General features: G+C 58.4%; 13 protein-coding genes. 4 read left to right on the top strand and 9 right to left on the bottom strand.

What is annotated here, in order from left to right:
* The first annotated feature begins 96 nt into the window (after window positions 1-96).
* A complete protein-coding gene (locus PKC29_12875) occupies window positions 97-1,245 on the top strand; it encodes a hypothetical protein (protein HML96309.1) in 1,149 nt (382 codons plus the stop codon).
* A gap of 79 nt (window positions 1,246-1,324) precedes the next feature.
* On the opposite strand, the gene PKC29_12870 is transcribed toward PKC29_12875, so the two are convergent.
* Window positions 1,325-1,585, bottom strand: a complete 261-nt coding sequence (locus PKC29_12870) for a hypothetical protein (GenBank protein ID HML96308.1) — start codon at window positions 1,583-1,585, stop codon at window positions 1,325-1,327.
* Between the two features lie 282 nt (window positions 1,586-1,867).
* Between PKC29_12870 and PKC29_12865 the strand changes: the two genes are divergently transcribed.
* Entirely contained in the window at window positions 1,868-3,286 is a 1,419-nt protein-coding gene (locus tag PKC29_12865; protein HML96307.1) for an ATP-binding protein, read from the top strand.
* A 27-nt stretch (window positions 3,287-3,313) separates the two neighbouring features.
* Here the strand turns inward: PKC29_12865 and PKC29_12860 are convergent, their stop codons facing one another.
* From PKC29_12860 to PKC29_12845, 4 genes are all read right to left on the bottom strand, one after another.
* The gene (locus PKC29_12860) at window positions 3,314-3,571 is read right to left on the bottom strand and encodes a hypothetical protein (protein HML96306.1); all 258 of its coding nucleotides are present in this window, start codon (window positions 3,569-3,571) and stop codon (window positions 3,314-3,316) included.
* 135 nt (window positions 3,572-3,706) lie between these two features.
* Window positions 3,707-4,330, bottom strand: a complete 624-nt coding sequence (locus tag PKC29_12855) for a hypothetical protein (protein ID HML96305.1) — start codon at window positions 4,328-4,330, stop codon at window positions 3,707-3,709.
* Between the two features lie 168 nt (window positions 4,331-4,498).
* On the bottom strand, window positions 4,499-4,744 hold the full coding sequence (locus PKC29_12850) for a hypothetical protein (GenBank protein ID HML96304.1): 246 nt from the start codon (window positions 4,742-4,744) through the stop codon (window positions 4,499-4,501).
* Between the two features lie 242 nt (window positions 4,745-4,986).
* On the bottom strand, window positions 4,987-5,340 hold the full coding sequence (locus PKC29_12845; protein ID HML96303.1) for a hypothetical protein: 354 nt from the start codon (window positions 5,338-5,340) through the stop codon (window positions 4,987-4,989).
* Window positions 5,341-5,794: 454 nt separating this feature from the next.
* Here PKC29_12845 and PKC29_12840 point away from each other — a divergent pair, with 454 nt between their 5' ends.
* Window positions 5,795-6,103, top strand: coding sequence for a hypothetical protein (locus PKC29_12840; GenBank protein ID HML96302.1), 309 nt, complete (start codon window positions 5,795-5,797; stop codon window positions 6,101-6,103).
* Between the two features lie 556 nt (window positions 6,104-6,659).
* Window positions 6,660-8,549, top strand: a complete 1,890-nt coding sequence (locus PKC29_12835; protein HML96301.1) for a hypothetical protein — start codon at window positions 6,660-6,662, stop codon at window positions 8,547-8,549.
* Window positions 8,550-8,585: 36 nt separating this feature from the next.
* Here the strand turns inward: PKC29_12835 and PKC29_12830 are convergent, their stop codons facing one another.
* The 4 genes from PKC29_12830 to PKC29_12815 all read right to left on the bottom strand — a co-directional run bounded on the left by PKC29_12830 (window position 8,586) and on the right by PKC29_12815 (window position 15,974).
* Window positions 8,586-9,890 (bottom strand): hypothetical protein, encoded by a 1,305-nt coding sequence (locus tag PKC29_12830; GenBank protein ID HML96300.1) that lies wholly within the window; start codon window positions 9,888-9,890, stop codon window positions 8,586-8,588.
* 59 nt (window positions 9,891-9,949) lie between these two features.
* Window positions 9,950-10,273, bottom strand: coding sequence for an Hpt domain-containing protein (locus tag PKC29_12825; GenBank protein ID HML96299.1), 324 nt, complete (start codon window positions 10,271-10,273; stop codon window positions 9,950-9,952).
* 85 nt (window positions 10,274-10,358) lie between these two features.
* On the bottom strand, window positions 10,359-11,912 hold the full coding sequence (locus PKC29_12820; protein ID HML96298.1) for a DUF4301 family protein: 1,554 nt from the start codon (window positions 11,910-11,912) through the stop codon (window positions 10,359-10,361).
* A 93-nt stretch (window positions 11,913-12,005) separates the two neighbouring features.
* Entirely contained in the window at window positions 12,006-15,974 is a 3,969-nt protein-coding gene (locus tag PKC29_12815; protein HML96297.1) for a PAS domain S-box protein, read from the bottom strand.

Below are 15,974 nucleotides of genomic sequence, written 5' to 3'. Positions count from 1 at the left end.
CCTCCTGCGCACGCTCATCACTAAAGTCCTCTATTCCCCCTTTCTTAAATCCGCGCCACCTACTAAAATAGTACACAGGTCCATGCACACGACGCCATGAAAGAACTCGACGACTCTCCGAACGCCCCCGGGGGAAGACGCCTCGCGGCATACATACTCCTCCTCGCCCTCGCCTTCAAGCTCGCCTTCATCCTCTACTCCGGCGAGCGCGTCTACTACGACGTAAACCTCCCCCTCACACACGGAAAAGCATTCTTCGAAAAGCCGGGCAGTCAGGTTAAGCTCATCCTCCCCGGTGTAAAGACCTACGTCGGATCGATCGCATGGTACAGGCTCTACGAGATATTCGGCGTCTACGGCCTCAAGGCCTTTAACCTCGCCGCCTTCGCCCTGCTCTTCGGCCTCCAGTACGCTATCGGCCGGAAGTGCTTCCCTCCCCGCGTCACGGCGGCGGCGCTGTTCATATTCGCCTTCTATGCCGGGACGAACCTCAACGTCGCCGCCGGCGAGCAGGACGACATGACGGCCGCCATCTTCTTCACGCTGGGCGTAGTCCTCTACGTATACGGCAGGGGAGCGTTCCTCGCCGCCCTCGTCATGAGCGCCGGGCTTCTGTTCAAATACACAGCCGGCATTTATGCCATAGGCTTTATTATATATCTTATATATACCCGCGATATAAGGAAACTGTTTCTCGCGCTCGCAGGTCTCACTCTCCCCTTCCTCTGCCTCAACCTGGTTACGGGGTTTTCGAGCATGGAGGCGCTGCTGAGAATGTCGAACCTGAAAAGGCATTTCTTCTTCTCTCCCCCGGGACTGGTGCTCTATAAATTCTTCAGCACCGGCATGTCCCTCTTCCTCCCGCTTTCGGCGTGGGCCGCCCTCCGCGACAGGAGCCGCACGAATGCGCTCCTCTTCTGCCTCTCGTCCGTCTACATCGTCTTCGCCGTCGCCACGCTCAACGCCTACAGCTCGGGCTTCCACATGATGCAGTCCGTCCTCTTCTCCTCGTTTCTCGTGGCCGAGGTCCTTCTCGCGGACACGTACCCGGGCGGCGTCAGGCCGGGGCGGCTCTTCCGCGTCTCCATTCTCGTGCTTTATCTGCTCGTAACCACATCCATAACGCTCCGGAACCTGTCGCGCGACACCATACCCGTCAACCCCTATCAACTGCATTACAAAAAGCTCCCGCACAACCCCTTCATAAGCCCCGGAGATTCTATAAAACAGCGCCCTATGCCGTAACAGCCCTGCGCCTCAACGAACAAAGACAGGTGGTATCCAGAATTAGAGTCCGACAGAGAGTTAATGCGGTCGTCGGACTTTACCGCGTCGGACCCACTCCGAGCGCCGCGACTCTGGCACAGGTATTCCAATCGGACATACCCGACGACTCGATGCTCTTCCGGATTATAGACAATAGGTTCCAGCGCCCCGAAAACTCGAGCGCCGCGTTATTCACGACGAGGCTCATGAATGCCGACAGAACCTGCTCCTGCTCCGGCTTCGGGATATTCTTTACCGAGTGATTGGTGATCAATAAATCGCGTATGAGCGTAATAACATCACACAAATTCAGACGCATAAGAAAATCCATCCGAATATTGAGCCTTAAATTAAAACCCATACCTACCTCCTGTAATCTTTACAGGAGGTTTTAAGCTTTTTAGTGTTTTACCGGTTTTTAGAAAAAAACGCTGTTATACAATGAAATAGGGCGAACGTCAATATATTTAACGAGGATTTTATGAAAGAATTCCGGCACTTACAAAAATTTTGACAAATTTCCCTATATAAGATTAACATCTTGACTCTATTGCGGCATACGATATATTAATATCATATTATTAATCTTATGTGAGCAACAATGAAATCCGTCGAAAGAGAACAACTGATCGAAAGAATAAATGTCGAGAATCCATGGTGGAAATCAAAAGATTCACTGCCCCTTTTCCTTAAGAACCTGAAACCTAGAGAATACCTCGATCTTTTTTACCCACTCGCCGAAAACCGCACCGTCAGAAGGGCTGTCATACTCATGGGCCCCCGACGCGTGGGGAAGACTGTAATGATTCATCATACGATAGAAAGACTCATACAAGAGGGATTTCCCTCCGGTCAAATCGTCTATTTTCCAGTAGACCATCCCGTATACAACGGCCTTAGTCTCGAGGAGTTCATAAAGTTATTTTCCGAGACAAGCGCCGTCGATGTCAATGCAACGCCCGTTTACGTTTTCTTCGATGAAATCCAGTACCTAAAGAACTGGGAAATACACCTCAAGAAGATCGTAGATGATTATCCGTACATAAAGGCTGTGGCTTCCGGCTCGGCTGCGGCGGCCTTAAAACTCAAAAGCAACGAATCCGGAGCCGGTCGATTCACTGATTTCCTTCTGCCCCCGCTGACGTTCTATGAATACCTTTTACTATCGGGAGAAACCCGGCTCGTAAACATGGAAGAGCGTTCTGTGCGCCACTATCAGTCTTCAGACATAAACTCATTCAACAGAAAATTTGTAGATTACATCAATTACGGAGGCTACCCCGAGGTCGTGCTGTCGGGCGAGATCAAAGAGAACCCCACCCGCTTCATCAAGAGTGACATCATAGACAAAGTGCTTCTCAGGGATCTTCCGAGCCTCTACGGTATTCAGGACATACAGGAACTCTACTATCTATTTACAACCCTTGCCCTGAATACTGCGAACGAAATCTCCCTCGAAGAGCTCTCGAGAAAATCCGGCGTCGCTAAAAATACCATCAAAAAATATCTCGAATACCTGGAGGCGGCTTTTCTCATACGCATAATCCACAGGGTGGACCGCTCCGGGAAAAAATTCAAACGGGCGAATTATTTCAAGGTATATCTTACCAACCCCTCTATAAGAGCCGCTCTCTTTTCTCCCATAAAGGACGATGATCGGGCTATGGGGCCGCTCGTGGAGACGGCTGTATTCTCTCAGTGGTTTCAGGACCAGTCAGACGGTCCATTGTATTATGCGAGGTGGGACAAGGGCGAGGTCGATCTTGTGTCCTTGGGACCGGATAGAAAATTCTTGTGGGCGGTTGAAGTCAAGTGGTCTGACTACTACCCTGACCACATCCCGGAGCTGCCATATATAGTTACCTTCTGCCATGCGAACAACCTGCCCAAAATCAGAATAACCACGAAAACGATCAGGAAAACCGTAGAATACAAGAATATCTCGTTCGACTTCGTACCTGCAAGCGAATACTGTTTCACAGTCGGATTCAACAGAATCAAAAGCAGGAAAATCTCGTAAGGAGACGGTCCGCAGCCACCCGCCTCCCTAGAACAAATCCCTCTGCGCGTCTTCGAGGAGCACCTTCTTCAAAAGGCCCTTTGCGTGAAGGACTGCCTTGTCCTTTATGTCCTCGACGTCCCCCGAATCGTTCGCGAGCGGAAACGACAGCGATATAAAAACGGGGTCCGACTCGTAATCCTCGAGCTCTATGGTCAAATCTATGAGGAACGACTTTTCGTCGTCGGTGAGGGTGATATTTTCTACTTTATACTGAATCATCGGCGCTTTCGGCAGGCTCCCCATTGCCGCTCTCCCGCCATCGGGCGGCCCGGATTCCCGCCGGAAAAATCCGCGGGTATGCCGCCGTGAATAGTGATTATATAGGCTGCCGCACCGGAATTCAATCTTTCGGCGCACATGCGGCTCATTTACAGGCGCTCACTCGGCCTCGGGCCCCGGCGTCGGGCGGGCGGACTTCTCACTGCTCTTTTCCAATATGACCGGCAGGACGTAAAAATCTATGCTGTCGTACATCGCCGCCAGCCTGCACTTTCCCTCGTATCCGTCGAGCGTAAGGTTAATCGCGGTCCTCTCGTTGGCCCATCCGGCGATATATCTCATCTTGCCATCGCAAGTCGCCTCGCCGAACTTTTCCGGATCCGTCACGTCCTGAACGCCGCTCGTCCACAGCATGCGGTCGGTCGAAGGCATCCCGAGCCTGACCCCCATATCCTTCTTGGCCTTCTCGAACGCGGCCACGTAGTCCCCGGGCGGAATCCGCTCGTCGTCCACGAGATACCCGGCCCTTACGAGCTGCCCCTCTTTGTTGAAGACGTACCCTATTATCGCGGGCTCGCCGCCCAGCTCGCTGACGTACGTGACGGCCTCCGGCAATTCGTCCGAAAGCGGAAGCTTCTCCGAGGCCTTCACCTCGTCCTTCGTCATTCCCCACTTCGTATTCCGGAAGTCGCCGCTCCCGCCCCCGGTGTCTCCCGACTTCTTGCAGGCCGAAACGCCCGCCCCCAGAGCCACCGCCGCCAGTATAAGTAACACCGTCCTCATATTCATTTCTCCGTTTAAACGATTTCCCTCGCCGCCGTGGGTCCCGCCGGCTTTCTTCCCGCGCCCTGCGCGCGTCCTCGTGTCGTGTAATCGTGGAACGTTATCAGAATAACATTCGCCCGGCTCCGGGCGAAGCGTTGATTTCGCGGGCGGCGCGATCGCACCCGGCTATCCCACCTTTCCGAATTCGCGGAGAACGTCGTTTATCACCTCGTCCGACGTCGAGCTCAAAAGCTCCTTGTACCGCTCGTCGAGATCTTCCCTGCTTAGAATTCCCCTGGCTACGATTACGTCTTCGAGCGCCGTAATCTTCATCCGGTCGGCCACGATGGCCCTCACGAGATCGAAAATGAGCCTCCCCTGTGTATCGCTCCCGAAGAGCTCCGCAAGCGGCTTCGAATCCCCGTTGTCCAAAGTCTGCCCTCCTTGAATACCGGCTGATCGCGGCAGGACGGCTAACCCGCTGTAACTTTCACGGTAACCCGGCTGCCCCCCGTTTCAGCGCGGAGTAGTCTCCGGCCAAAGCGATAATTATATATACTTTCCCATTTATGCGAAAGCCCGTCCCCGGCCGCGCGCAACTCTCCCCCCGCCGCCGGTGAGGAAACCGTACGGCGACCGCCCCGGGCAAATCGATTTTTATGCTGTATACGGGATCAATATCTCCAGGCCGCGAGCCCCTGGCACACGACCGTGTACCAGTTCTCGGGGTATTCGCGCCTCAGTGTCCACGTCGCGTTCAGGACGGAATTCCCGCCGACGAGCGCCGCCTGGTCCTTGAGCGCGTTCATGCACTGGCCGACGTACGTATCCTCGTTGTAGAGGAGCGTCCACGCCTGCCTGTAGTGCCTCTCGCTCTTCCCGGTTATGTATTCTACTGAATCGTAGTCTTCGATTTCGTTCTCGACGCCGGCCGGCTCGATGTATATGAGATTCCTAACGCTCTCCCACGCCCCGGCCGTCACGGACGCCGCCGCGAGTATAATCGCCGCGAATAGTATGGTCTTCATCGCATCCTCCGGCGAGCCTTCCCGGCCCGCTCGTATAATTATGCACACGCGCTCCACGTGCGCCGCGCCTTCACCCTCATTATATACCCCCTCCGCCCGATAGAAAATAGCGCGGGAAACGAACTATGTCACCCTTATGGTTGCACATGCATGCTGCACGTTCTCTTATGAACAACTTGCGGATTCCAGCTCGAATAACCGGTCATATTGAGCCGGACGGACCGAGGCTGCGTGTAACTTTCTGTCAATGCTATGAATATTTCGCCACTTCTCGTGATGCGATCTCTAACGTATTCTTTAATTACACGGGAGAATCTTGGCCTTATCACCGTATCCGATATAGGTGCAATCGTCTTGACAGTGCAAGTACGAATGTGGTAGAAGTGAGGTATATTTAACCATAGCGGCGGATAATACAACTGGTAACTCAAAGGGGGCAGTCATGTGTGATCATATGACCGTATTCGTTGTGAGGGTAACAACTCGCAAGGATACGAATGATAGTTATTATGCTTTTTGTCCGGGACTTCCAGGTATACATGTCTCGGGAAGCACGAAGAAAGAAGCAATAAATGAAGCTCTGGAATCCGTAATTGATATGATTACAATGTACAAAGACCGCGGCGAACAAATTCCCGAGAATGACTTGTTCTACATTCTTAAGGAACCAAAGAGCGTGAAAGAATTGGCCAAGGACGACGTGATAATTCCAATACCTGCTCATCTGGCTTCACACTTACTCGACTGTGACAGAGGCATATAAGAAACAACAAATTTGGTCACAGCTACGGGGAAAAAATTCCATTGACCTCAAAAGGGCTTTGGATAATGATCCCAATTGGGAGCTCATTAAAAAGTTCCGGTTCAAGGCATTATTACAGAAACTCGTCCCGTTCGAAAGGGCGAGATATCGTAGAGATCCCCGTTCATCAATCTAACCGGGGAGGATATGGAGAGAATCTATTAAAGGGAATACTCGGCTCAATCGGATGGACCGAACAAGAAATGATTGACTTACGGTTAATCAAAGGGCGACGTACTAAAAAATAGTCTGATATACAAACAACCTACCTGTTCATAAGATCGACATATCGCCCTAGCCCATACTTAAGTTGTGGCAGAGCGCTTTGTATAAAACTGCCCCTGGTCGCTATGCATCCAGGGATATTCGGTCACTAAGCACTATAATTATCTCCATCCACACCCGCCTCATTTGCACACATCCTCGCCCCGCCTGTATAATAAATTTCCGGCTCAGGGAGGCCCTGCGAGGCCCCGGAGCCGCGCGACGCCGTAAAATCAGGCCCGGGGAACCATACGTGTCATCGCCTAGAATCGAATTCAGCAGCCGGTTTATTAACTTCCTCGATGACCCGGGAATCAGGATCGGCCGTCCCGGCGGCGGCGCGGTCACGCTCCCCGAGATCTTCGTCTACCCCGGGCTCGCCCCCTTCGGAAGCGGCGCGGGAACGATAAGCTCGCCGTCGCTGCTGGACCACGCGCATGCGTGGGCCCCGGTCGTCGTGACGGGCCCCGAGGATTCCGGCAAGACGTCGCTCCTGAAATCGCTGGCGGTGAAGGCGCTCGGCGAAGGATTCTTCCCCGTCTACATCGACGGCAGGGAAGCTCTCGTAGAGAATCCCGGCGACGTATCCGAAGCCGCCCGCGCCGCAGCCGAGGCGCAGTACACCGCCGAAAGCTCGGCGATAGTTAACGGCCCCGGAGCGAAGAATCGTGTGATCCTCTTCGACAATTTCGACCTCGCCCCGGCGGGTGAGCTCAATCCCGATGCCCTTGCCCGGGCATTACACGAAGAATTCGCGCTCGCGATACTCACGGCTTCACACCCATACCCGTCCTGCGAGAATTCGTTCTCGATTGCCGAGATGGGCCGCGAGGCCAGGGACGAGCTCATACGCAAATGGGTAGCCCTACGGACGGGCGACCCTGACGAAGCGGCGTCGCTCGGCGAAAAGGCGCGGGGCGTGGTGGACGCCGTCCTCGGGAAGAACCTCGTCCCGTCATACCCGGTCTTCGTACTCACCATACTCGAAAGCTCCGTCCCGGCGGATACGGGCGGACAGGCGGGGAGCTCCTACGGGCACTACTACGAATATGCAGTCACAAAGCCGCTCAGGGAGGGGAGCACCGGCGCAGAGTTCGCCCTCTACAGTGCAGTATTGTCGGCGCTGGCATATTCGAGGCTCACAGGCGGCGGACGCGCGGTGGATAAGGAAGAGCTCGCCGGGCTCATTCGGCCGCACGCGCCGGAAGCCGCGCCCGAAGATATAATCGACGCTTTCCTGAAGTCAAAAACCCTCCGCGAAAGCGGCGCGGCGTACGAATTCGCGAGCGCCCACGCGTATCATTACTTCGCGGCGCTCTACCTCTCGCGGAATATCGGTGATGCCGAAGTCCGCGCTAAAGTCGCCGCCGTTTTTTCACAGCTCGGCGACGGGGACAACGCCGGCGTCGCGCTCTTCCTCGCATACCTTTCGTCCGACCCGTTCGTCACCGAGCAGATAGGCATGGGCGTCGGGCGCGCCACCGGCGAGGACACCAGGCGCACGGACGAGGAAAGGGAAGCCTTCATCGACGAGCTCATAGCCGGCCTCGAGCGCGACAAGCCCGGCGAGCTCCACGAAATGCTCGCCGATTACGAGGTCCGTCAGGTCCGCGTGGACATCCATCCGCTTTCAGTGGGCCCCGCCCGGGGCGCGTCCGGCACGCTCCGCGAGGCCGAAGCGCTTCTCCGTACCCTCACCGAGTCCCGCAAGGCAGGCCGCGCGGGCGGCGAAGCCGGATCGGCTTACACCCTCTGGACGGCGCATCTATCGGAACGGCTCGCCGGGATAGACGCGCTCAGGCGCGGGAAGCGCGTGAAAACAATGGACCGCGAAGAGAAGCTCCGCCTTCTCCTCCTCTACGAGGGCGCGTACGCCGAAGCGCTCCGCCTGCTCTCACTCCTCACGGCCTCGGGACTGTCTACCCCGGATGGGCCGTACGCCCTGGCCTCGGGACTTTTGAGGCCCGACCCGGACGTCTCGCGCGCGACCCGTTTCGCGGAAGAAAACCCCGGGAGAAAACTCGCCCTCTCGCTCCTTAAAATAGCGGCCGCGGAATCGCTCCGGCTATTCCGTCACAAGCCCGAGATCGAAAAGGAATTGAAAAATATATCGAAAGGATATTTCAGCGGTAATATCTATTAGGTATATATCTTATATGGATTGAGAACCCGCCCCGCCCTACCCTATCCTCTGCTTGAAATCGTAATCGAGATAATGCGGTATCGAATCGTCGGCTATCATGCGCCTTAGCTCCTCGGGGCACCCGCGCGGGAGCCCGTCGTCCTCCTCGACGCCGAGCCATCCCCAGCTGTTGACGAACCCCCTCGCCTTTGTCGAATTCCCCTCGGCGAAGAGCTGCACCAGCGACACGGTAAACTCCTCCACCACCTGCCCGAACCTCTCCACGTCCACGAGGAATTTCCCCTCCCACGGCTCGGGCCTTATGGCCCCCGTGTCCCTCATGTGCCTGTAGGCCAGGTAGGCCGACCCGGTGTCGGGATGCTGTACGCACCCGCCGCGCCTTATATACCTCAGCATCTCGGCGACGGCCGCGAGGTAAACCGTCTTCAGGTTTTCTTCGGGGAAGATAACGCCCGCAAGGCGCTTCAGGTTATAGAGCGCGATCATGTCGGACTTGAGCTCGTGGAGGATCATGTAGTCCCTGTCCTGCTCCGACATCGACTTCGAGAGCCTGTCGGCCCCGACGAAATGCCCTATGTCGTGCCCGCGGAGCCAGAGCAGAAGCAGCCGCGCGGCCTCGTCCTCCGTGAGCGATTCGAGCGCGCCCGCCCCGGTGATGTACTTCGAGGCTAGCCTCTCGGTCATCGCCTTCCACCTCGCCGCATAGAGGTTTATGAACACCGTCATGTGCGAAAGCGACGACACGTTCTCCTTGCTGCCGCCGGAATAAAAGACGCATATCGGCTTGTGTGTAAGATTAAGCGCACCCGACAGAAGGAACACGTCGAGACACCTCATTTCGGGGAACGACTTCGGCAGCGAGAACACCTTGTACCCGCACGATTTAAGGAGCTCCTCCGCGAGCGTGCGTGCGTGCCCGTCGTACTCCGCTATCATCGGCCCGTAAGACCAGTTTGCGACGCCGGCCGCCCCGGCGTAGCTCGTCTCCTCCTGCCCCACCGGCGCGAACACCTTGCCGAGCACGAGCTCGACCTCGTCCCTCCCGTCCCGTGCGCACAGCGGATAAAGATCGTATATGCCCTTCGCAAGCTCCTGCACCCCTACCCGGTACGTCCCCTTCGCCCCGTCGTCGAGCAGCCACGCCTCGCCCTGGACGAGGCCCCCCGTAATCTCCTGCCATTTGCTCTTTTCGAGGCTGAGCGTCATGTTCCCCGTGCGCTGCGCCTCGTACATCTCCTCCAGCACGCGGAGCGCCTCTGTGTACAGCTCGGCCACTCCCGAAAGGGCTTCGGGGATAACGACGGGTATTTCGAGCGAAGAAGATTTATCCGGATCGGGCATACGGGAATTTTAACCAATATCTATATTCGAGTGAATAAGGAAAGGAATTTTCGGCGAAGTTACCCGGGCTCGCCGGGCTCGACTTCCACCACTGCCAGGTAATCCGCGAGGCTGACCAGCGCGTCCTCTATGGCGGCCGCGTCTTCGTCCCTGGCGGCGAACTCGATGCGCTTCCCGATGGAGCTTATCTCGCCGAAGCCGTAGCCCGCGCCCGCCCCCTTCATGCCGTGCCCGAGCCTCTGCGCCTCCTTGAAATCCCCATTCAGGAGACAGTCCCTTATCCTGCCGACTTCCGAGCGCCTGCTTTGGAGAAACCCCGGCACGAGATCCATGTAGTCGGGGTCTACGTAAACGACTTCCTTTTCGTAACGTTTCGTGGGCATTCGGCGCCTCCGTCCGAAGGATTCCCGCCGCGGGTGATGCCCTAATAATATACCCATTACGTTTCCGTGCATAGCCCGGCCGAATCTAGCCCGGCTGGTGCTCGGGACGAAGGAGATCGAACACGGTCTTGACGGGATTAAACGTCGCGCCCGGCACCTCTATGAACACCGTGTGCCAGAACGCCATCCCACCGTTCCAGAGGCCCGGCAGCTCGAGCGCCTTGAGCTCCCTCCCGTCCTTCGACTTGACGGATATGAACGCCGCCTCGGGATCGACGAAGCGCGAAAGGTCATAAGGCTTTCCGCTCTCGTCCGTAAGCGCGCACACCATGTCCACGGGATTAAAGTGCGTCGAAGACTCCCACACGGCCCTCTCCTCGGGGACGGTCATGTCCACCTGTGCGGATTCGACGATCTGCGGCGCGATCTTACCGTCCGGCCTCCGGACGAGGAACGGCCCCCCGCCGGGCTCGCCCGTATTCCTCACGACGCCCGCCACCCTTATGGGCCTCCGGAGGGCCCGGACGATAGCCTTCGTGCCCGCCCCTTCCGGGACGTCCACGCGGAGCCCCATATCCGAAAGACGCCTGAGCCCGCCCTCTATCACCTTCCCCTTGCCGCCCTGCTTGGCCGCCTCTATCGTCGAGAACAGGATTTCCCTCAGCTTGAGGAGATACCCTCCGAGCGCGCGCTTGTAGAGGACGGTCCCGGGCTTGAGCCTGTCGGGGACGACGTTGTCTATGTTCTTCACGAACGCCACGTCCGCGCCAAGCGCGCCGAGGTTCCCTATGAGCGCGCCGTGCCCGCCCGGCCTGAACACGGGCTTCCCCGCGTCGTCGATGAACGGCCCGCCGTCCATGGCTGCCGCTATCGTATCCGTCGAAGGGCTCTGCACCGAGTAGCTTATCTCGATCTCCGCCGTCCCGCCCTCGTACTGCCCCTTCACCCCGGCAAGGTACGCGCTCACGGTATCGACGTGCTCCGGCGAAAGGGTGAAGTGGACGTGCGCCTTCCCGTCCTCGCCGTGCGCGTAGAGCACGGACTCCACCAGGTGCTCCTCGAAGGCGGTCCTCGGCCCGTCCGGGTACGAGTGAAACTTTATAACCCCCTTCGGAAGGCTCGCGTAGTTAAGCCCCCTCGCGTCCAAGGTATAGACGATGAACGGCCCGAAGCCCCCCGCTTCGAGGAGAGCGTCCGGGTCGAGCCCGTCCCTTTTGAGGGCCGCCGCGAGCTCGTCGTAAAAGGCGAACTTCTTCACCTTCTCGACGAAAGCCAGCGCCGCGGACGCGTCGCCGTCGCCGGCGGCGGCCGCCTTTTCGAGGTCCTTCCTGTCGGCCGGCGAGCATGTCGTCACCGCCGAGGCAAGCTCCTTGAACATCCTCGTCGCCGCCCCCGAGGCTGGTACGAACTTCACCACGTCCAGCCCCGGCGAAGCCTGCTCGTAGAACGCCGCATACTCCTCGGCCCTCCCCTCGATCGACACTATCCCGTCCCCGACGGTGCAGGGCCTTACGAGGTCCTCCGACGGCACGCCCCTTTTCAGCATGTCGAGCTGGGCGTAAACCTTCTCGGGCGTGATCCCCCTCTTTTCGATCTCCGCAAGAATTTCGGGTGCGAGGACAGACTCTCCACCACTCATAAGCACGTCTCTCCTGAATTTAGCTGGTATTTACTACGGAACAATTTTAAACGGAAATTCCCGGGGGCCCAAGGGCAAAGCCGGTGCACAGTCCTACGCCCAGAGGTCCGCCCCCGGCGAGCCGCCCGATTCACCGGCCCCGGCCGTCAGCCACTTCCTCACCATGTCGAGTAGGAGCTGCTTTCTGAGAGGCTTAGTGATGTAGTCGTCCATGTCGGCCTCGATACACTTCTCCCTGTACCCCATGAGCGCGTGCGCCGTAACTGCTATTATCGGCGTCCGCGTACGGCCGGATTCCTTCTCGTACTCCCTTATCATCGCCGTCGCCTGAAAGCCGTCCACCTCCGGCATCTGGATGTCCATGAGCACGAGGTCGTACCTGCCTTCGCGGTATAGCTCGACGCTCTCGGCGCCCCCGGAGGCGAGCTCGACGGAGTAGCCGCCTATCTCCAGAATCCTCTTCGCCAGGTTCTGGTTGTCGGGCGTATCGTCCACGACGAGTATGCGCGGCTTTCCGCTCCCCGCTCCGGGGGCGGGCGGCATCCCCTCCCCGCCGGGTCTCCCGGCCAGATACTCGTCCATCTTCACCAGCCTCGTCACGGCCTCGTACAGCTTCCCGCTCTTTACGGGTTTTACCAGAAGCTCGTCAACCCCCCTGTCCTTCATGTCTCCGAGCCCGAGCCCGCCCCACGCCGTCATCAGGATGATCTTCGTCCCCGGCCCCGCCGCCTCCCTCACCTTCCCGGCAATCTCCGTCCCGTCTATGCCGGGCATCTGCTTGTCGATTATTGCGAGGAGCGGCTTTCGCTCCATCCCCTGGAGGAGCGTCAGCGCGGCCTTCGCCCCCGCCGCCTCGACGACGTCGAAGCCCCACAGCGTGAGCGTCTTCCCGAGTATAAACCTGCTCATCTTGTTGTCGTCGATGACGAGCACGGGCGCGCCCCTGAAATTCGGCAGCACCCTGGCAGCCCGCCCGTCCTTCTCCCAGTCGAGCCTGAACGGCAGGCTGAAGTAAAACGTCGAGCCCTTGCCCGGCTCGCTGTCGAACCATATCTTCCCGCCCATGAGCTCGACGAGCGACTTCGATATGCTGAGCCCGAGCCCCGTCCCGCCGTAAGCGCGTGTGATCGAGTTATCCACCTGCGAGAACTTCTCGAATATCCTGTCCTTGTGCCCGGGAGGTATGCCTATGCCGGTGTCCGAGACCTTGAACACGACGTCCACGGCGTCCCCAGAAACGGGGCCCGAATTCTCGGCCTTTATCAGCACCTCGCCGCTGTCCGTGAACTTTATCGCGTTCACCGCCAGGTTCACGAGCACCTGCCTTATGCGGGCCGCGTCGCCCTTTAACCTGTCGGGCACGTCGTGGCTCACGTAACACAGGAGCTCGAGCCCCTTCTCGAAGGCCTTGACGGAAAGCGTCTCGGCAACCCCCTCGACGAGCTCCCTCACGCTGAACGACGAGGCCTCTATCTCCATCTGCCCGGCCTCTATGCGCGAGAAATCCAGTATGTCGTTTATAAGGCTGAGGAGTGTCTCGGAAGACGACTGTATAACGCGGAGCGTATCCCTTTGATCGTCCGCAAGCTCCGTGTCGAGCGTAAGCTCCGTCATGCCAACGATTGCGTTGAGCGGCGTCCTTATCTCGTGGCTCACGTTCGCCAGGAACTCCGACTTCGCATGGCTGGCCGCCTCGGCCGCTTCCTTCGCCTTCTTGAGCTCGACCTCGGTCTTCTTCCGCTCGGATATGTCCATGAAGCTCCCGAGCACCGCCTGCCGCCCGCGGTACCGTATCGAGGTCGTGGTCTCCATCACCCATATATACCCGCCGTCCTTGAGCGAAATCCTGTACTCGTAGGGCGTCCGGCTCTCGCCCCGGAGCATCCCGAGGCTCTTTTGCCTGACGTCGTCCCTGTCGCCGGGGAATACAAGCCGCTCCGGGTCCGTCCCCATGAGCTCTTCGGTCGAATACCCGGTGAACTTCTCGAAGTGCGGGTTTACGTACCTGAGCTCCCCGTCCTGCACGATAAACACACCTATAGGCGTGCCTGTCGAAAGCGTCTCGAAAAGCTCCTCGGCCTGCTTCTTCTCAGAGATGTCCATCATCGTCCCGAGGACGGCGTCCTTCCCCATGTACTGTATCGACCGGACGACCTCCATCGCCCACATGACGCTTCCGTCCTGCCTTACGAACCTGTACTCGTACGGCGCGTTGACGCCGCCCTTCAGCATCCCGACGGCGCTCGCCCTGACGGACTCCCTGTCTTCCCCGAAGACGAACGAGAGCGACTCCCTGCCTACGAGCTCGTCCTCCGAAAATCCCGTGTACTCGCTTATCTGCGGGTTTACGAACTTGAACTCCCCGTCCTGCACGATGTAGATGCCGATAGGCGAGCTCGTCGAAAGCGTCCTCAGCATCACCTCCACGCGCCGCCTCTCGGTTATGTCCGCGACGCTCCCGAGAACGGCCGGCCTGTCGCCGTACCTTATCTCCGTCACGGTCTCGGTAAGCCACCTGACCTCGCCGTCCTTCGCGAGTATCCTGTACTCGTAGGGCTCCTTCCGCGAGCCCGCGAGCATCTCGCGCGAGCCCTGCTTCGCGATGTCCCTGTCGAGATAGAGCACCATCCTCTCGGCCCCCGCGCCTACGAGCTCGTCCTCGGTAAAGCCCGTGTACTCGCAGTACTTCCCGTTCACGTACTTCACCTCGCCGTCCTGCACTATGTAGATGCCGACGGGCGAGCTCGTCGAGAGCGTCCTCAGCATCTCTTCCGTATGCTTGGTTGCGGTAACGTCCGTAAACGTCCGGAGGACGGCGTCGTTTCCGGCGTACGAAATGCGCCGCGCCTCCTCCGATATCCATACCGTCTCTTTCTTCGACTTGTATATCCTGTACACGGCCTGCACGGCCTCGCCATCGGGAACGCCGGCCAGGGACTTTTTCCTCTCTTCGACGTCCGCCGGGACGACCATGCCCTCGAGGCCCGAAACCCTGAGCGCCTCTTCCGAAAGCCCCGTTATCTCCGAAAGCCTCTTGTTGACGTAGACGCGCGCGCCGCTCTTATCCGTGACCATGACGCCGGCCGGCGAGCCGTCCGAAACCGTCTCGTACATCTCGACGGCGGCCCTGAGGCCGCTCACCCTCTCGTCGAGCCTGGCCGAAGCGTACCTGCCGCGGTCCGTTTCCTCCGCGAGTTTTATCTCCGTTTCCCTGAGCCTCCTTTCGGCGAGGCTCCTGGCGCCGTAGTTCCTGACGTAATCGGCGGCCAGCCCCAGTATCGGGACGAAGAACGCGAGCGCCTTCAGGAAATATGTGTATATCGAATGCTCCTCCGGGTAGATAGGGGCCGTCACGGCGACGAACACCTCCCCGGCGAACAGCGGCACGAGCGTAAGGAGAAAGAAGTACGACATGAGCGTCCGGCCCCGCCTGAAGTAAAACTCCGCGACCAGGGCGGCCGCGATTACGACGACCAGCGGCGTCAGCTCCCAGGCCTGGGTAAAGTACGCCTCGCGCGCCGTCCCCGGGGCGGAAGGCCCCGATTCGGCCATCATGTAAACGAGTGCGAGGACGACGCCTGTGAGCGCCGTGGCCGCTACGAGGAAGCGCCCCGTTTTTCTTTCGAGGTCGTTTCCGCTGTCCCGGCGGAAAAGCGCGACGATCCCGGCGAGCATCAGCCCGGCGGGAAGCAGGCTTACGGCCGTCGTCGATTCCGTTATGAAAAACACCCTGTGCGCCCCTTCCCTGAAGAGGTACGAAGCGAAGAGCTGAAAGCCGAGCGCGGCGGCCGCGCCCATGAAAGAGAGGCCGATTATCAGTGAAACGCGCGCCTTTTCGACTCTGTAATGGAGAAGGCAGAGAATGCCCGTGAAGACCGCGAGCGAAATGTTAACGATGGACGCGATCTTGTAAGCGCCGATGAATTCGAGATAGCTCATCCTGACGTTCGCGCCCAAAAGCGACAGGGCGAACGGAAGGAGGCTGAGGGCGGTAATAACGCCTATGAATCCCCTGGGAAAGTACTCGTCTCCGGATGTTGAAGTTTCAATTTCCGATGTCAT

This window comes from Thermodesulfobacteriota bacterium, from assembly GCA_035325995.1.
Lineage (GTDB): Bacteria > Desulfobacterota_D > UBA1144 > Nemesobacterales > UBA2774 > JADLGH01.
The sequence above is the reverse complement of the archived record's forward strand: the minus strand, read 5'-3'. Positions and strand labels throughout refer to the sequence as shown.

What these genes read in the sequence shown, in the direction of transcription:
- PKC29_12870 (HML96308.1), bottom strand. Translation starts at nt 1,585, where the DNA reads ATGCGTCTGAATTTGTGTGATGTTATTACGCTCATACGCGATTTATTG.
- PKC29_12815 (HML96297.1), bottom strand. Translation starts at nt 15,974, where the DNA reads ATGACATCGGAAATTGAAACTTCAACATCCGGAGACGAGTACTTTCCC.
- PKC29_12860 (HML96306.1), bottom strand. Translation starts at nt 3,571, where the DNA reads ATGGGGAGCCTGCCGAAAGCGCCGATGATTCAGTATAAAGTAGAAAAT.
- PKC29_12830 (HML96300.1), bottom strand. Translation starts at nt 9,890, where the DNA reads ATGCCCGATCCGGATAAATCTTCTTCGCTCGAAATACCCGTCGTTATC.
- PKC29_12840 (HML96302.1), top strand. Translation starts at nt 5,795, where the DNA reads ATGACCGTATTCGTTGTGAGGGTAACAACTCGCAAGGATACGAATGAT.
- PKC29_12845 (HML96303.1), bottom strand. Translation starts at nt 5,340, where the DNA reads ATGAAGACCATACTATTCGCGGCGATTATACTCGCGGCGGCGTCCGTG.
- PKC29_12875 (HML96309.1), top strand. Translation starts at nt 97, where the DNA reads ATGAAAGAACTCGACGACTCTCCGAACGCCCCCGGGGGAAGACGCCTC.
- PKC29_12865 (HML96307.1), top strand. Translation starts at nt 1,868, where the DNA reads ATGAAATCCGTCGAAAGAGAACAACTGATCGAAAGAATAAATGTCGAG.
- PKC29_12820 (HML96298.1), bottom strand. Translation starts at nt 11,912, where the DNA reads ATGAGTGGTGGAGAGTCTGTCCTCGCACCCGAAATTCTTGCGGAGATC.
- PKC29_12825 (HML96299.1), bottom strand. Translation starts at nt 10,273, where the DNA reads ATGCCCACGAAACGTTACGAAAAGGAAGTCGTTTACGTAGACCCCGAC.
- PKC29_12855 (HML96305.1), bottom strand. Translation starts at nt 4,330, where the DNA reads ATGAGGACGGTGTTACTTATACTGGCGGCGGTGGCTCTGGGGGCGGGC.